The sequence below is a fragment of the Streptomyces sp. NPDC053426 genome (genome assembly GCF_055585405.1).
In genome coordinates, this window is record NZ_JBVJKE010000010.1 from 33,332 (window position 1) to 50,328 (window position 16,997).

Genomic DNA, 16,997 nt, shown 5'->3' on the forward strand with positions numbered 1-16,997 from the left:
GGTGAACGAGTAGGTCCGGAATAGTCCGTCCGTTCCGGGGGTTGATGCCGATCATGGTGGTTCCCGGAGGGAACCGGAGCGGACATCGACCCCCGGAAGGGCGAGGCGAGCGGACATGAGGATCGGCATCATCGGGGCGGGCAACATCGGGGGCAATCTCACGCGGCGGCTCACCGCCCTCGGCCACGACGTCTTCGTCGCCAATTCCCGCGGCCCCCAGACGCTCACGGAGCTGGCCGAGGAGACCGGCGCGACGCCCGTACGGGCCGAGGACGCGGCACGCGGCGCCGAGATCGTCGTCGTCACCGTGCCGCTGAAGGCCGTACCGGACCTGCCGTCCGGCCTGCTCGACGGGGCCGCCGACGGTGTGGCCGTCATCGACACCGGCAACTACTACCCGCGGCAGCGCGACGGCAGGATCGCCGGCATCGAGGACGAGGGCGTCACCGAGAGCCGCTGGACGGAACGGCAGATCGGCCACCCCGTGATCAAGGCCTTCAACGGCACGTACGCCCAGGACATCCTGGACCGCCACCGCCCCGCCGGCGACCCCGGCCGGATGGCGCTGCCCGTCGCCGGCGACGACGAGGCGGCCAAGCGCAAGGTGCGGGCCCTGATCGACGAACTCGGCTTCGACACCGTGGACGCGGGCGGCATCGACGACTCCTGGCGCCAGCAGCCCGACACCCCGGTCTACGGCCTGCGCGCGGGCACCGACGAGGTCACCAAGGCCCTGGCGGAAGCCTCCCCGGAGCGCAAGCCGGAGTTCCGCGGCTAGGCGTCCTCGGCCCACTCCTTCAACGCCGACCCGCTGGAGAAGTCCGCGACGTTCTTGTCCAGCGGGTCGTCGGTGTACTGGTGGAAGCGCCACCTGGCCTGGATGCGGGGCTTTCCGGCGGTGACGTAGTCGGCGATCCAGAGGCCGTCGCCGTCGTAGGACGTCGTGTCGACGTTCAGCCAGAAATTCCGATTACAGTACAAGATCACCCTGTTGTGCGGCCGCAGCTCCTTCACCTTCTTGATGAAGCGGTCCTTCTCCGCGTTGCTCGCCCGTGTTCCCTCGCCCGTCGTCTCCCAGTCGACCGCGAGGACGTCGCCCCGCTTCTCCGGGGTCTTGCGCACGAAGTACTCCGCCTGGGCCGTGAGGTTGCCCGGCCAGAGGAAGTGGTAGAAGCCGACGACCAGGCCGGCGTCGCGGGCCCGCTTCGTCTGGGCCGAGAGCTTGGGGTTGGTGTACGAACGGCCCTCCGTCGCCTTGATGAAGACGAAGGACAGGCCGTCGGTGTCGTACGAGGACGGCTGGTACGCACTCACGTCGATGCCGCGCAGCATGGGGCTCCCTGATGAAGTGCTGGTGGGGGGAGGGGAGTCGAATGATTTCTTCCCTGTCCCGGCACGGGCGACCCGTCCGGCAGGCGGAAAGTTCGGTCCCGGCGGTCACTGACGCCCCTGGTGTCACTCCTGCGTCGTTTCCCCGTCATGTTCCGCTCACTTCGCACAGATGAACTAGCCGGAGAAGTGACGTGAGTCGACGACCGATGAGAGCGCGGAGAGACGACATGGCCGAACCGGCCGAGGCGGTGGCGTTACCCGCGCCGATCGACACGCTCCTCGCCGCCGCCGTCGCCCGGCGCTTCTACCTGGAGCACCGGTCGAAGGTGGAGATCGCCAAGGAGTTCGGCATCAGCCGGTTCAAGGTGGCCCGCCTCCTCGACGCGGCCGTGGCCCACGACATCGTGCGGATCGACATCACCGTCCCGGCCGAGATCGACGTCCCGCTCGGACGGGCGCTGACCGAGCGGTTCGGACTCCGTCACGGCATCGTTGTCAACCTGGGGCACGGCGAGGGCGGTACGGCGGTGCCGGCGGACCAGCGGCGGAGCGGGCGCTGGCTCGGCACGGCGGCGGCCCGGCTGATCTCGGAGATCGCCGAGGAGGGCGACGTCCTCGGACTGGACGGCAGCCACGCGGTGGACGCCCTCAGCGAGGCGGTCACCCGGCTGCCGCCGTGCGACGTGGTCCAGCTGACCGGGGTGCACGGGCGGGACCTCGCCCATGACGCCGCGATCACCGCGGTCCGCCGCACGGCCGCGGCGGGCGGGGGCAGGGCGTTCCCGCTCCACACCCCGTTCCTGCTGCCCGACGCGGTGACGGCCGCCGTCCTGCGCAGCCAGCCCGCCACCGCCGAGACGCTGGACCGGTTCGGCCTGGTCACCAAGGCCGTCGTCGGCATCGCGGCGTGGGACGCCCCGCACTCCACGGTGTACGACGCCCTGTCCGAACGGGAGCGGGAGACGCTCCGGGAGGCGGGGGCGTGCGCCGAGGTGGCCGGCCATGTCCTGGACGCCGCGGGCCGGGTGATCCCCACCGAGCTGACCGCCCGCACGATCGCCGTCAGCGCCGCCGAACTCCGCGGTGTCACCGAGCTGATCGGCGTCACGGCCGGCGGACGCGGTACCGGGGCGGTCCGCGCCGTACTGAGCTCCGGACTGCTCACCGGGGTCGTCACGGACGCCACGACCGCGCGCCGCCTCCTCTGGCACGACGGCCCGGACGACCCGGACAACCTGGACGAACGGGTGCGGTCCGCGCCCGCGCCGGCGTCCCGATCCACCGAGTGAGGACAGCGATGAGCCAGCAGGACGAGGCGCTTCCGCCCGTTCCGGACGACATCCGCGAGGCGGGCCGCCTCGCCCCGGACCACTGGCTGGGGGTGGTCGACCCGATGTGGTCCGGGGAGGGGAAGCCCCCGGAGTGGGCGATGACCGGCCGGTGGCGGTCAGGACTCGACGGCGAGATCGTCGAGTGGGAGGACAACCCCGAGTACCGGCCGTCCCCGCGTGCGCTCGGCTGGCCCGAACCGGAGGACGAGGTGGACCGCGCCGTCCAGCTCGCGTCCACCGGATACGGGCCCGGCGAGGCGGTGCCGGCCGCGCTGGTGGGGCGCGAGGTGGCCGTGCTGACGGCACCGGACGGCGGTCCGCTGAGTGCGGCGGCGCCGGACGGGACGCCGGTCGTGCCGGTGTTCACCTCGTCGGTCTTCCTGCACACCGCGGGGCGGTTCGCCTTCGAACTCGTCGGCGTCGACGACCTCGTGACACGCGTCCCCGAGGGGCACGCGCTGTATCTGAACCCCTCGGCCGCGGTGGGCATGCTGCTGGACCTCGGCGCCGTACGCGACGCGGTCCAAGACGGTGCGGGGGAGCGGCCCCCCGCCGCCGCGCCCGTGGGCCGTACCGCGCGGGTGCTGACCGAGGCCGTGCACCCGGTGCGGGGGACGGACGCGTGAGCCGCTGGTCGTCCGTGATGCGGGGCCGGGGGCGCAGGTCCGGCTCCGGTTCCGATTCCGGTTCCGGTTCCGGTACGGGCCGCCGTGGTACGGCGAGTTCGGCCGGCGGCGCGAACGGCACCGGGAACCGGGGCGCCGGTGGGCCCCCGGTCGAGGACGTCGACGGCGTGCTGCTGGTGCGCTCGGTCGAGGACGACTCGTTCCCGCTGGACGTCGTCGCCGAGGTGGCGGGCGCCGTCGGGCGGGAGGAGGACGTCGTCACGGTGATCGTGGGCTCCGCCGCCGGGGGCGGGGCGCCCGACGCCGACCACTGGGCACGGCTGGGCGCGCTCCTCGACTCCCTCCGCGCGCGGGGCACCGGCCGGGTCCGGCTCGTCATGTCCGGCGCCGGTGACGACCGGCCGGACCGGCCCAGCGTCGCCCGCAGGATCGCGGACGCCTGGGAACTGGAGGTGACGGCTCCCGACGGGGCCGTCCTGATCACGCCCGGAGGCGCGCTCTTCGTCCACGGCGACGGCCGTTCCTGGTGGCGGTTCGCGCCCGGCGCGGAGCCCCGGAAGGCGGGCCGGCGCGCACCGGCGCCCGCCTGGGAGGAGGCGCTGGACGGGGTGCCCGCGCGCACGTCCGGCGGCTGTGTCGTGGACCGTGTCCCGGCGGGCGTGGTGATCCGCCCGGCCGAGGCACCCGGGCCCGCCCCCGACGACCTGTGCTTCTCCGTGCCCGTCGACTTCGAGCGGCTGACGGTGCTGGTCGGTGCCCCGCAGGCGGAGGACGTCGGCGCCGACGAGGTCGCCGCCGTGCTCGCGGGGCTGCCGGAGGCGGAGCGCGCCCGCACCCGGCTCGCGCCCGGCGGCCGGCGCGACCTGCTGCGGCTCGGGCAGTCGGTCGCCGACCTGCTGGGCACCGAGGTGGAGGTGCTCACCGGCCTGCCGCTGCTCGACGGCCACGCACCGCCCGGAACTCCTCCCCGGCCCACGCTGGTCGGGCTGGACGGGAGGCCGAGCTGGCGGCCGTTCGTGTCGTCCGTGGTCTGCGGGCCGGTCGACTCCGAGGGGCGGGCCCCCGTACCCAGGCCGGTGGGGCTCCACCCGCCCGACTGGATCCTCGGCGGCGGCGAACGGGGGACGGTACGGCTGACGGACCGCTGGCAGGCGACGGTGACCCGGGCCGGCCTCGCCCTGTGGGCCCTGGACGGGCCCCGTCCGGGGCCGCTCGGACCGGCCGTCGACCCGGAGGTGTGCGCCATCGAACTGGGCATGCCGGGGCAGCCGTTGGACGACTCCCTGCTGCCCGCGCTGTCCCGCCTCGTGCGCGGCCTCGGCACCGACGTCCGCGCCCGCACCACCCTGCTGGTCCGCGGCAGACTCCTGGCGGGCGACGGCGCCCTGCGCCGCCTGGCCGCCGAACACGGCATACCGAGCATCCGCTACGTCACCTCCGGCCGGCCCGCGCGCCCCGGCCCGGCGGCCGGCCGACCGGGCACGGTCGCGGGACCCGGCCGTGTCCCGCCGCCGGGGCGGGCGGCCCACGGGCGGCCCGGCCCGACCGCCGCGCCGCCGGCTGCCGAGCCCGGTACGGGCGCCGACGACCCGTCGGCCGCCAAGCCCGGCCGGTCTGTGCCGGCCGTGACCCACGGGCCCGGTACAGCCACTGCCTCGCCCGTTGCCGGGCCTGCTGTCGGGGTGGGCCGTGGGCCCGGCGAGCCCGGCGAGGCTTCGGCGTCCGGTGGGGTGGTCCGTGGGGCCGGCACGTCCCCGGTCCCGCCTGTCGCCGGGGTCGGCCGTGGGTCTGGTGGGGCTGTTGCCGGTCCGCAGGCCGGAGGGTCCGGTGGGGCTTCGGTGTCCGGTGGGGTGGCCCGTGGGGCCGGTACGTCCCCGGCCCCGCCTGTCGCCGGGGTCGGCCGTGGGCCTGGTGGGGCTGTTGCCGGTCCGCAGGCCGGAGGGTCCGGTGGGGCTTCGGCGTCCGGTGGGGTGGCCCGTCGGGCCGGTACGGCTGTGAGTGGTTCGTCGGGCGCCGGGCCCGGAGGCGGTGTGGCCGCCGCCGGTCCGCAGGCCGACGGGCCCGGGGCGCCGGTGCCCCCGCCCGCCGCGTCCCCGGATGCCCTCCAGGGCGGTGGGGACGCCGAAGCGAACGGTCCTTCGGCCGCCGGGCCTGTCGCGTCCCCGGATGTCCGGGTGGACGCGGATGCTCCCGGCCGGCCGGCCGCCGGTGCCGGGGGAGCGGGGGGTGTGCCGCCGGGCTCTCCGCCGGAGGCCGCCGGATCCGAGGAAGTGGAGCGCGGGGCGTCCGTGCCCGCCGCGTTGCCGGAGACCGGCGCCGGGAGCGGGCCGGGGGCTTCCGGGCCCGGTGCGGCGCCGGACGGCGGGGCGGGTGCGGGGGCCGCGGGGCCTCGGTCCGCCTCCTCGGCTGGGGCGCGCCCCGGAGCCGACGGTGTCGTCGGCGGGGCGGGGCGCACCTCCGGTGAGCGGGGCGGTCCAGGGCCGGCCGGCGGTCGGGCCGTACGTGCCGAGGTGCGGACGGGACCGCAGGGGCGGGCCGGGGGAGCGTCCGCGTCGAGCCCCGCCGCCCTTCCGTTCGTGCCCGGGCACGTCAGCGGGGCCGCCGAGCGTGCCGCGTTCCGGGATGCCGCGGCCGGTGCCTGGGAGGGGCACGCCGCCGCCGTGTCGCGGGTGCTCACCCGGATGCCCGCCCTGCGCGGCCACGAACTGGAGGCCGCGCGGACCGACCTCGTCGCCGCGCACGCCTACCTCACCGCCGAGGAAGGACCCCTGCACCACCGCGAGTTGATCCGGGACCTGCGCACCGGCGAGGGACGCCTGCTGCCCTACGCCGGGTGCCTCGCGTCCGCTCTGCGCCGGCTGCCCTCCTACCGGGGCGTGGCCCTGCGCGGCGGGGACGCCGACGGCCCCGGACCGGCGGACGGCACGCTGCTGCACGACCCCGCCCCGGTCAGCGCCCTGGCCGGATCCTCGGCGCTCCCCGCCGGGGCTCCCGTGCGCTACGCGGTCTGGTCCGTCACCGGACGCAAGGTACGGCAACTGATCGACCGGCCGGGCGGACCCCCGGAGGCGTACGAGGAGATCGTCTTCGTGCCGGGGACCGGCTTCCGGGTGCTGGGGGTACGGACCGTGCCCGCGGGCCCCTCCGTCGTACTGCTGCGTGAGCTCCCCGGGAACGCGACCGCCTACATGGACGGGTCGGAGGAGCTGAGCGGGCTGGACCTCAAGGCCCTCACCCACCTCGAGGAGGCGTTGGCCAAGGGCTTCCGCATCGGCGACGACCCGCAGTGGCCGGAACGCTGCTCCGGGCCCGTGGGCCAGGACGGATAGCGAGCGGGGGCGCACCGCACGACCACCCATCACCCCACAGTCCACACCGATCAGATCGAGGAGAACGATGGCACGTCAGAACAGGCCGCCCGCTCCCGGCGAGCCCGACGGGTCCGACGGCACGGGCGGCTCGTCCGTCCGCAGGGCCGTCTCCCTCGGGTCGGCGGCGGCCGACCCCGGCCCGATGCTGGCACCGGCCGCACGGCGTACGGCCGCACCGGAACCCGGCGAGGGCGACACCGGGGGAACCGGGGAAGCGGCGGGGACGGCCCGGCCGACCCCGGAGACCCCCGGCACCTCCGAGCAGCCCACCACCACGGCCGCCACCACCGAGGAACCGGCCGCGACGGCCACCGCTTCCGCCTCGCGGGAGCGGCCGGAAGCGGAGAGCGAGAGCGCCGCCGAGCCGGCCACCGCAGCCACCGCAGCCGACGAGGCCGCCGGGGTGGGCGGAACCGCCACCGCCACCGCCGCCGCTGCCGGTGCCGGTGCGGACGGGCCACCGTCCGGGAACCCGAAGAAACCCCTGCTCGCCGCCGCCGGCATCGCGGGCGTCGTCCTCCTCGCCGTGCCGCTGCTGATCTGGGCCACGGACGACTCGCGGCAGAAGAAGGAGGACGTGGCGGTCGCCGCCGGGTCCGACACGCTGCTGGAGGAGGAGCCCCTGGAGGTGCCGAAGGGCGACTACGCCCCGGCGGAGCCCACCCCGGAGCCCACCCCGGAGCCCTCGACCGAGAAGCCGTCCGCCAAGCCGAGCCCCGTCGTCAAGAAGCCCGCCCCGGTGACCAGTTCGGCGTCCGCCCCGGTCAGCGAGTCACCCGAGGCGACGAAGAAGGCGGAGGCTCGGGCCGAGAGGCGCGAGGCCCCGAAGCTCCCGCCGAACACCGCCGCCTACGCCGTTCAGCAGCTGGCCGCCTCGGATCCCGGCCGGCACATCTGCTACCGGGTCCACAGGAAGGGCGCCGGCTGGACGACCCCGAGGTGCGACGGGGCCATGTCGGGCCAGAATCTGCCGATCACGGCCATCAACATCGCGGTGGTCGGCGTCAAGAGGGTGTCCGCCAACGAGTTCGTCCAGAAGGACGGATGGACGACCGCGTGGTCGGGCGCGGCCGACGGGACGGACCTGACGCTGGGCAGCGCGGCCTCGGACGCGCCGAACCTCAGCGGCTACGCCATCGGCGTCGAGGACGGCAACGTCTGCCACCACCACAAGCTCGGCGGGCACGACTGGGGCGCCTACATGTGCGAGTCGTCCGAGGGCTGGAGGTTCGGCGGGTCCCTGGAGCCGCAGATGTGGCTGGAGTCCGTCAAGTTCAACGTCTGAGGGGCGCGACAGCGCGGTGGACGCCCGCCGGCACCTGACCGGCGGGCGTCGGCCTTCAGCACGTCACAGCGCGGCCTGCTGCCGCCGCGCCGGCGGCAGGTCCTGCGGCAGCAGCGTCGTGAGGTCGGCGAGGCTGGGCGAAGCCAGCCCGCCCAGCCGGCGGGCCTGGCTCGTCATCATCGTCTCCAGCAGCTGCCGGGCCAGCCGCGCGTTGCCGAAGGACCGGTCGCGCGGGATGGCGTCCACATGGGCGCGCAGCGCCTCGACGGTGGCGTCGGCGCACTCGTACCCGGAGGCGGCGGCATGCCGGGACACGATGGTGACCAGCTCGTCCGTGCTGTAGTCCTCGAACGTCACGAACTTGGAGAACCGGGACGTCAGACCGGGGTTGGAGGCGAGGAAGCGCCCCATCTCCTCGGTGTAACCGGCGACGACGACCACGATCTCGTCGCGGTGGTCCTCCATCAGCTTCAGCAGGGTGTCGACGGCCTCGCGGCCGAAGTCGTTGGACGATCCCTCGGGGGTCAGGGTGTAGGCCTCGTCGATGAACAGCACCCCGCCCAGCGCGCTGGTGAAGACGTCCTTGGTGCGCTGGGCGGTGTGGCCGACGTACTGGCCCACCAGGTCCGCCCGCGCCACCTCCACCAGGGAGTCGCGGGGGAGCACCCCCAGCGAGTGCAGGAGCTTCGCGTACAGCCGGGCCACGGTGGTCTTGCCGGTGCCGGGCGGCCCGCTGAAGACGAGGTGGTTGCTGATCCGGGGGGCGGGCAGTCCGGCGGCGATCCGCTGCCGGGCGTTGGTGAGGAGACTGACCAGGTCGGCGACCTCCCGCTTCACGGCGGCGAGCCCCACCATGGCGGTGAGTTCGGCCATCGGGTCCATGGCGCCGGACGCGTCGCCCGCGTCCTGTGCCGTGCCGACGCCGACGGCCGCCGCCTCCGCGTCGCCGACGTCCTGCGGCAGCAGCAGCGTCAGGTCGTTCTCCGCGGGGTCGGTCATGGCCGCGAGCCGGAACGCCTGCCGGTCCACCATGTCCTCGAACACCCCGCGCGCCGCACGGCCGTTGCCGAAGGTCGCGTCGCGCGTCATCTGCTCGAAGCGTACGGCGAGGGCCTCCCGGGTCAGCGGCCCGAGCTCGAACTGGTGCCGCCGGCACAGGCTCTCGGTGATCGTCACCAGTTCCTCCACCGCGTAGTTGCCGAACTCGATGGTGCGGGTGAACCGGGAGGCGAGACCGGGGTTGGCGGCCAGGAACGACTCCATCTGCTCGGAGTAGCCGGCCGCCACCACGACCACGTCGTCGCGGTGGTCCTCCATCAGCTTCAGCAGGGTGTCGACGGCCTCGCGGCCGAAGTCGTTGGACGTCCCCTCGACGGTGAGCGTGTAGGCCTCGTCGATGAACAGCACGCCGCCCAGCGCGCTGTTGAACGCCTCGGTGGTCTTGATGGCCGTACCGCCGATGACCTGTGCGACGAGGTCGGCGCGGGCGACCTCGACCAGGTGTCCGCTCCTGAGCACGCCCAGGTCCGCGAGGATGCTGCCGTAGAGGCGGGCGACGGTGGTCTTGCCGGTGCCGGGCGGCCCCGCGAAGATCAGGTGCCGGCTCATCGACGGGACCGGCATGCCGAGCCGGCGCCGGCGCTCCGCGAGCTGGTTCAGGTTGACCAGCGTGTTCACCTGGTGCTTGACGTTCTCCAGGCCGATGAGCGCCTCCAGTTCGGCCAGCGGGCCCTCGGGCTCCGGCTCCTTGCCGGGCCCGCCCGGTGCGCCGTCCTCGCCGCCCGTGTCGGCCGACTCGCCCCAGCTGTCCGGCAGTCCGTTGTCCGCGCTGGTCAGCAGCTCGACCGTGAGCCGCTCGCTCGCGCGGCTCTGGCGCAGTCCCGCGCCCCGGTTGTCGCGTACGACGCACCGGGTGACGTCGACCGGTTCGGCGCTGTCGATCCGTACGCCGTCGCCCGTGCTGCCGGTGACCTCGCAGGAGTCGAGGACGGCCCGGCCGCCGCGCGACACCTGGACGCCGTGGGCCTTCGAGCCGTGCACCCGGACCCGCTCCAGGGTGATCTCCGCGCCGTCCCGCACCCCGACCCCGGCGTCGGCGCTGTCGCCGATCTCGCAGTCCCGCAGGGTGCCCCGGCCGCGTTCGCCGACGAGCAGGCCCGAGCGGGCGGCGGAGGTGAGGACGGTGTCGCTGATCTCGGGGTCGGAGTCGTCGTCGATGCTCAGCGCGCAGCCGCCGGCGGACTCGATCTCGCAGTGTTCCAGCCGGCCGCGGCCGTCGTCGGTGAACTCGATGCCGTGGCCGCCGGAGCCGGTGACCCGGGCGCGGCGCAGCAGGGGATTGGCGGCGGAGCGCACCGAGATGCCGACGCCGGCGGCGTCCAGGACCTCCAGGTGTTCGAACTCGGCCGTGGAGTCGTCCCAGAGCTGTACCGCCCCGGCGGTGTCGGCGCAGTCGCTCACCACGGTCTCCCGCAGCAGCGGGGCGCCGCCCTCGACGACCCGTACGGCGGCCTCGGTGGAGCCGTGGAACGAGCAGCCCTCCAGGGTTCCGCGCGAGCGGTCCAGGACGAGCAGCCCGCTGGTCTTGGTGCGCCGGGTGACACATCCGCGCAGCACCGGGTCGGCCCCGCCGGAGATGACGATGCCGCTCTGCGCGATCGACTCGAAGGAGGTCTCCTCGATCTCCGGCCGGGACATGCTGGTCACCAGCAGGCCCACCGAGGTGTGGTGCACGGCGCACCGCAGCACGCGCGTCGAGCTGTGGCCCTCCAGGGCGATGGCCGGCTTGTCGGTGCCGGAGATGTCGCAGCCCTCCACGGTGCCGCGGGCCTCGCCGCTCGCCAGGACGCCGTTGGCCCGCGCGCCCCGGATGCGGCAGTCGCGGACGAGGGGCCCGGCACTCTCGCCTATCACCACCGCGGAGGTGCCGAAGTTCTCGAACACGCAGTCCTCGACGATGCTCTCGGACTCCGAGGAGTCGACGAGGCCGGCGCCGCCGGGATTGCCGATCCGGCAGCCGCGGGCGGCCAGTGAGCCCTTGCCGCGGACCAGCAGCGCCGTCCACCCGGAACCGGTCACGGTGCAGTCGTCGAGGGCCGCCTGACCGGCCGGTACGTCCACGACCGCGGCTTCCTTGTCGCGGCCCCGGAGGGTCAGGGCGCTGAGCATCACGGCGTCGGCCATGAGGGTGACGGCGGTGCCGTCCCGCGGGCAGAGCTCCACGGTGCCCGGCTCGCCCTCGCCGACGATCGTCACCCGGTGCCGGATGACGAGGTTCTCGGCGTAGCGGCCGGGACGGACCCGGATCACCGCCCCGGTGCGGGCCTGGGCCAGTGCCTCACCGATCGTCTGGAAGCCGTCCGACCGTTCCGGGCCGACCGTGAGTATTTGCCGTGCCACGCCTCGAACCTCCTTGTGCTGTTGCCTGGTTGGCGTTGTGCGCCGTACATTTCGTGTGCATATCATGCGGCTCATGCGGAATGTCATGAAACGTCGGGGTGCGGGCCTCGTGCTGGCGGTCGCCGTGGTCCTGCCGGCCGCGGGCGGGCCGGCCCTCGCCGCCCCCGCCGCGCCGACGGCGAGTCCCGGTGCCGACGATCCGGGGGCCACGCTGCTGCCCCCGCTGCCCGTCCGGCTCGGCGAGGGCAACCCGTGCACCGGGGCCTCGGAGCGGACGGCCACCGGAGCGGCGTGGTCGCAGACGGCGCTCGGACTGTCCCGGACCCAGCGGATCTCCCGCGGCGGCGGGGTGACCGTCGCGGTGGTCGACACCGGTGTCGCCACCGGCGTCCCCAGCCTGTCCGGCAGGGTGGAGGCCGTCGACGGGGCGGCCGAGGACTGCGTGGGCCACGGCACGTTCGCCGCCGGCCTGATCGCCGCCGCGCCGGAGAAGGGCAGCGGCATCACCGGGGTCGCCCCGCGGGCGGAGATCCTCGCCCTGTCCGGCACCGACGACCGCGGGGTGCCCTCCGTGGAACGCGTGGCCGCCGGCATACGGACGGCGGCGGACCGCGGCGCACAGGTCATCTACGTCGGCCAGGTCCTGCGCACCGGCAAGGCCGAACTCACCGCCGCCGTCGCCCACGCCACCCGGCGCGACGCGCTGGTCGTCGCCCCGGCCGCGCCCGACGCCGTGGCCCGCGAGGAGCAGGGGCCCGACGGTGAGATGCCCGAGGGACCGTACTGGCCGGCCGCCGCGCCCGGCGCGCTCGCCGTCGTGGACTTCGGCCCCGGCGGCGTGCGGCAGAAGAACGCGCCGCCCGCGCACGAGCCCGACCTGTCCGCGCCCGGCAGCGAGATGGTCAGCGTCGGCCCGGAAGGTTCCGGCCACTACATCGGTTCCGGCGCCTCGCTGGCCGCGGCGGGCGTCGCCGGGGCCGCCGCCCTCGTCCGCGCCTACCACCCCGACCTCAAGGCGCCCGAGGTCGCCCGCCGCCTCCTCGACACCGCCTACCCCTCGGACACCCCCCGCCTGGACCCGTACGCGGCCCTGTCCCTGATCCAGGACCACACGAAGCCCGCCGAGCAGCCCCCCGCCCCCGCCCAGATGCCACCCCCCACGGACCCCACCCCCCACAACCGCTCCCTGACGATCGCGGCGGCAGCCCTGACGGTCGTCCTCCTCCTGGCAGCCCTGGCAGCGGTGATCCCCCGAGGCAGAACCAGAAACTGGCGCCCCCCGACAACCCCCTAGCGCCGTAACCGCGAGCAGTCGTGCCGCAGCCTCCGTAATCGCGGGCAGTCGTGCCTCCCCCAGTGCCTCAAGGGCCTGGGAGGTACCCCCAGGGGCGGCACGGTGGGCGATGGGGGCACCTCCCGCGCGAGCGGAGCCGAGCGTGGGGGAGGCACCCCGCAAGCGCCGGGCTGCGCAACCACCCTCCGCCCCGCACCCACACGGGCACATCACGACCCGCCCCCCACAAGCCCCGTCTGCACCTGCAAGGTCTTCCGCCGGGCGATCCGGACCGCCCGCCCCGGAATCAGCTCCCGCCCCTTCACGCTCCCGAACAGATACCCCTCACTCGGCGGACACGACATCAACAACCCCGGCGTGTTGACCTCCTGCAACCGCCGCAGCAACGACTCGTTCAGCCCCCGCCCGGCCCCCGCCGAGGACCGCGCCACCACCAGGTGCAACCCCACCTCGTGCCCCAGCGCCAGATGGTCGAGCAGCGGAGCGAACGGCTGCGTCATCGGCCCGCCGCCCACCATGTCGTAGTCGTCGACCAGGATGAACAGCCGAGGCCCCTGCCACCAGTCGCACAACCGCATCCGCGACGGCGCGATGTCCTCCCCCGGAACCCGCTGCTTGACCGCCCGCGCCGCCCCGTCCACCAGGTCCCGCAGCATGTCCAGGGACACGGCGTGCCCGAGCCGGTACGCCTCGGGAACGCTCTCCACCAGCTCCCGCCGGTAGTCCACCGTCATGATCCGCGCCTCGGCCGGCGTGTACCGCTCGGTGATGCCGCGCGCGACCAGCTTCAGCAGGTTCGTCTTGCCGCTCTCCGTGTCGCCCACCACGATCAGGTGCGGGTTCTCGGCGAAGTCGTGCCACACCGGCGCCAGTTCGTTCTCGTCCAGGCCGATCGCGATCCGCAGCCCGTTCTCGCCCTCCGGCTCCGGCAGCTCCTCCACCGGCAGCGTCGAAGGCAGCATCCGCACCCGTGGCGCGGCGGGCCCCGTCCAGTTCTCGCCGATCGCGGCGACCAGTCCCGCGACCCCGTCCGCGAGGTCGTCGGCGTCCTCGACCCCGTCGACGCGCGGCAGCGCCGACAGGTAGTGCAGCTTGTCGGAGGTCAGCCCCCGACCCGCGCTGCGCGGGATCGTCGCCGCCTTCCGGGAGTCGATCTGGGAGTCCATCGGATCACCCATCCGCAGCTCCAGCCGGGTCCCGGTCTGGTCGCGCACCGACGACGACAGCTCCACCCAGCGGGCGGTGGTGACGATCAGGTGGACCCCGTAGTTGAGCCCGCGTGCGGCCAGCGCGTTGAACGTGGGGATGTGCCGGTCGAAGTCCTGGCGCACGGTGGCCCAGCCGTCGATGACCAGGAAGACGTCCCCGTGCGGCTCGTCGGGGAACTCGCCCGCCGCGCGCCGCTTGCGGTACGTCGCCATGGAGTCGATGCCGTGCTCCAGGAAGAACCGCTCCCGCCGGGCGAGCAGCGTGGTGACCTCCGCGATCGTACGGCCCACCCGCTCGGTGTCGACGCGCGCCGCGACCCCGCTCATATGGGGCAGCTCGTCCAGCGCGGCCAGTGTGCCGCCGCCGAAGTCGAGGCAGTAGAACTGCACTTCGCGCGGGGTGTGGGTGAGGGCCAGCGCGGTGATGAGGGTCCGCAGCAGCGTGCTCTTGCCGCTCTGCGGCCCCCCGGCGATGGCCACATGCCCCCCGGCCGCCGACAGGTCCACGGTCAGCAGGTCGCGCAACTGGTCGAAGGGCCGGTCGACCACGCCCACCGGCACGGTGAGCCGCCCCCGCAGCGGCCAGTCGGCCGTGGTCAGGCCGTACCGCGGGTCGGGTGACAGCGGGGGCAGGATCTGGTCCAGGGTGGCCGGCCGGCCCAGCGGCGGCAGCCACACCTGGTGGGCGGGCGGCCCCGCCCCGCGCAGCCGGTCGAGCGCCACCGACAGCAGCGTCTCCCCGCCGCCGTCACCCTCGCCCTCCGACTCGGGCCCGGTCTCGTCCGGCTCGCCCGCCGTGCCCGGGTCCGCGGGGGCGCGCGGCACCACCCACTCCGCCGTCCACGGCACCACCTGCCGCGCCACCTGCGCCCGCACCACGGCCCGCCGCCGCTGGTACGGCCCCGAGACGTACGCGGCCCGGAACCGGGTCAGCGCGTCGACGCCGCTCTTGAGGAACCCGGCGCCCGGCTGCGCGGGCAGCTCGTAGGCGTCCGGCACACCGAGCACGCCCCGGCTCTCCATCGCGGAGAACGTCCGCAGACCGATCCGGTACGACAGATGGCTCTCCAGCTGGTGCATGCGGCCCTCGTCGAGGCGCTGCGAGGCCAGCAGCAGGTGGACCCCGAGGCTGCGCCCGAGCCGGCCGATCATCACGAACAGCTCCATGAAGTCGCGGTGCGAGGCGAGCAGTTCGCTGAACTCGTCGACCACCACGAACAGGCTGGGCAGCGGCTGCAGCGGCGTCCCGGACTGCCGCGCCTTCTCGTACTCCAGCGCGGAGGTGTAGTTGCCGGCGGCGCGCAGCAGCTCCTGCCGCCGGATCAGCTCCCCGTGCAGGGCGTCCTGCATCCGGGCGACCAGCGCCACCTCGTCGGCGAGGTTGGTGATGACCGCCGAGGTGTGCGGCAGTTCGTCCAGGCCGAGGAAGGTGGCGCCGCCCTTGAAGTCGACGAGGACGAAGTTCAGCGTCTCGGAGGAGTTGGTCAGCGCCAGCCCCAGCACCAGTGTGCGCAGCAGCTCGCTCTTGCCGGAGCCGGTGGCGCCGATGAGCATGCCGTGCGGTCCCGTGCCGCCCTGCGCGGACTCCTTGATGTCCAGCTCCACGGGCCTGCCCTCACCGCTCACCGCGATCGGCACCCGCAGCCGGGCGCTGCCCGTCGCCTTCTCCCACAGCGTGGCCGGGTCGTGCCGGTGCAGGTCGGGGATGTTCAGCAGCGAGGTCAGCTCGACGTCATTGGCGAGCGGCTTGGAGTCGTCGCCGCCCACGCTCATCCGGTACGGCGCCAGCAGCCGGGCCAGCGCCAGCGCGCCCACCGTGCCCAGCCGGTCGGGCCGGCCGAGCACCGTCGACTGCTCCTTGCGGTCGCGGTCGGTGCGCACCAGCGCGACCCCGCCCTCGTCCACCTCCAGGCGCAGCGTGGTCCGCCCCGGCTTCCACGCGAGCGCCCCGGTGAGGTCGAGCACCACCGCGTTGCGGAACCCGTGCCCGTCGAAGCGGTGCCCCGCCGGCACCGTGCAGCCGTCGATCACGACGACCGTGTACGGCTCCTCACGTCCCGGTACCGCGTCGGGGTCGGCGCCCGGCCGCTCCAGGAACTCCGCGCCGAGCAGGTTCTCCAGCTCGGTGAAGGCCGAGGCGATCAGACGGGCCGGTCCGGCGCCGTCCTCGTCGTGCCGGTGCAGGCTGTGCGGCAGCCACTTCGCCCACTCCCACTCCGCGCGCCGCTCGTCCGAGACGCACAGCGCGATCCACAGGTCGTCGGGGGAGTGGAACACCGCCAACTGCGCGAGCAGGGCCCGCGCCTGGGCCCGTATCCGCTCCTCGTCCCCGCGGAACAGCACCTTCGACCAGGCCCGCAGATAGATCGCGATGGGCTGGTCGCGGACGGTGGAGTAGGCGCGGGTGAAGCTGCGCAGCGCGTGCGCGCTCAGCGGCTCCAGGTCCTCGACGGGCTTGGTCGACAGCGGTGTCAGCTTCATCGCCAGCCGCTGGTCGCCCACGCCCATCCGTACCTCGGCGAAGTCCTCGTCCGACGTCCGCCGTTCCCACAGCCGGGTGCTGCGCACCAGCGACGACAGCGCGTCGGGGTCGGGATGGCGCCAGGCGAGGGCGCGCTGCTGCTCGACGATGGACGCCCGCACCATGCGCCGGGTCTGCCGCAGATACCGCAGGTAGTCGCGGCGTTCGCCCTTCATCCGCTGCTTGCGCTCGCCGTTGCGCCGCATGACCTGACCGAGCATCATGCCCGCCGACGCGATCACCATCACACCGAGCGCGATGTAGATGAACCCGCCGCTGCTCTGGCTCATCCCCGGCCGCATGAACATCAGCATCATGGACACCGACATCAGCGCCATCGGCAGATACGTCCACACCGCGGAACTGTCCGGCACGACTTCCGGAAGCGTGGGCGGCTCCTGGAGACTCAGTTCCCCCGACGGCATTTCCGGCCCTTTGCGGCGGGCCGGCCGGCGGAACAGGATCACGCTCAACGAACGTCCTCCTCAAGGATTTCGGAAGGAATTCCGGGGGAACTCCGCGAGAACGTCGCGGGTTTTACCGTAAAGAGTCAGATTCCCGCGCGACGGCGTCGGGGAAATGGCCGTAAGGTGCCGTGACGCTGAACTCCCGGAGTGGTGTTGCGAAAAG

Annotated in this window: 8 protein-coding genes and 1 pseudogene; 6 read left to right on the forward strand and 3 right to left on the reverse strand. The window is 74.2% G+C overall.

Annotated elements, in window-relative coordinates:
- Positions 1-103: 103 nt before the first annotated feature.
- Positions 104-778, forward strand: a pseudogene (locus tag ACZ62B_RS20975) (NADPH-dependent F420 reductase); the annotation flags it as partial.
- Here ACZ62B_RS20975 and ACZ62B_RS20980 read toward each other — a convergent pair.
- Complete coding sequence (locus ACZ62B_RS20980) at positions 775-1,332, reverse strand: glycoside hydrolase family 25 protein (protein ID WP_344567474.1); 558 nt, start codon at positions 1,330-1,332, stop codon at positions 775-777. The pseudogene ACZ62B_RS20975 and the gene ACZ62B_RS20980 sit on opposite strands and share 4 nt — an antisense overlap.
- A gap of 227 nt (positions 1,333-1,559) precedes the next feature.
- Here ACZ62B_RS20980 and ACZ62B_RS20985 point away from each other — a divergent pair, with 227 nt between their 5' ends.
- The 4 genes from ACZ62B_RS20985 (at position 1,560) to ACZ62B_RS21000 (ending at position 7,945) form a co-directional block, all read left to right on the forward strand.
- Positions 1,560-2,621 (forward strand): sugar-binding transcriptional regulator, encoded by a 1,062-nt coding sequence (locus ACZ62B_RS20985; RefSeq protein WP_469691664.1) that lies wholly within the window; start codon positions 1,560-1,562, stop codon positions 2,619-2,621.
- A gap of 8 nt (positions 2,622-2,629) precedes the next feature.
- Positions 2,630-3,289 (forward strand): type VII secretion system-associated protein, encoded by a 660-nt coding sequence (locus ACZ62B_RS20990; protein ID WP_344567478.1) that lies wholly within the window; start codon positions 2,630-2,632, stop codon positions 3,287-3,289.
- Positions 3,286-6,618 (forward strand): hypothetical protein, encoded by a 3,333-nt coding sequence (locus tag ACZ62B_RS20995; protein WP_469691666.1) that lies wholly within the window; start codon positions 3,286-3,288, stop codon positions 6,616-6,618. The genes ACZ62B_RS20990 and ACZ62B_RS20995 overlap by 4 nt, the downstream gene beginning before the upstream one ends.
- Before the next feature lie 67 nt (positions 6,619-6,685).
- Positions 6,686-7,945: an immunoglobulin domain-containing family protein gene (locus ACZ62B_RS21000; RefSeq protein WP_469691667.1), complete on the forward strand. Its 1,260-nt coding sequence runs from the start codon at positions 6,686-6,688 to the stop codon at positions 7,943-7,945.
- Positions 7,946-8,008: 63 nt separating this feature from the next.
- Here ACZ62B_RS21000 and ACZ62B_RS21005 read toward each other — a convergent pair whose 3' ends face one another.
- Positions 8,009-11,344, reverse strand: coding sequence for a right-handed parallel beta-helix repeat-containing protein (locus ACZ62B_RS21005; RefSeq protein WP_468725260.1), 3,336 nt, complete (start codon positions 11,342-11,344; stop codon positions 8,009-8,011).
- A gap of 73 nt (positions 11,345-11,417) precedes the next feature.
- On the opposite strand from ACZ62B_RS21005, the gene ACZ62B_RS21010 reads away from it, so the two are divergent.
- Positions 11,418-12,638 carry a S8 family serine peptidase gene (locus ACZ62B_RS21010; protein WP_469691669.1) on the forward strand — a complete coding sequence of 407 codons (1,221 nt, stop codon included), beginning with the start codon at positions 11,418-11,420 and terminating at the stop codon, positions 12,636-12,638.
- A 209-nt stretch (positions 12,639-12,847) separates the two neighbouring features.
- Here ACZ62B_RS21010 and eccCa read toward each other — a convergent pair whose 3' ends face one another.
- Positions 12,848-16,834 (reverse strand): type VII secretion protein EccCa, encoded by a 3,987-nt coding sequence (gene eccCa, locus ACZ62B_RS21015; RefSeq protein WP_468879839.1) that lies wholly within the window; start codon positions 16,832-16,834, stop codon positions 12,848-12,850.
- Between the last annotated feature and the right edge of the window lie 163 nt (positions 16,835-16,997).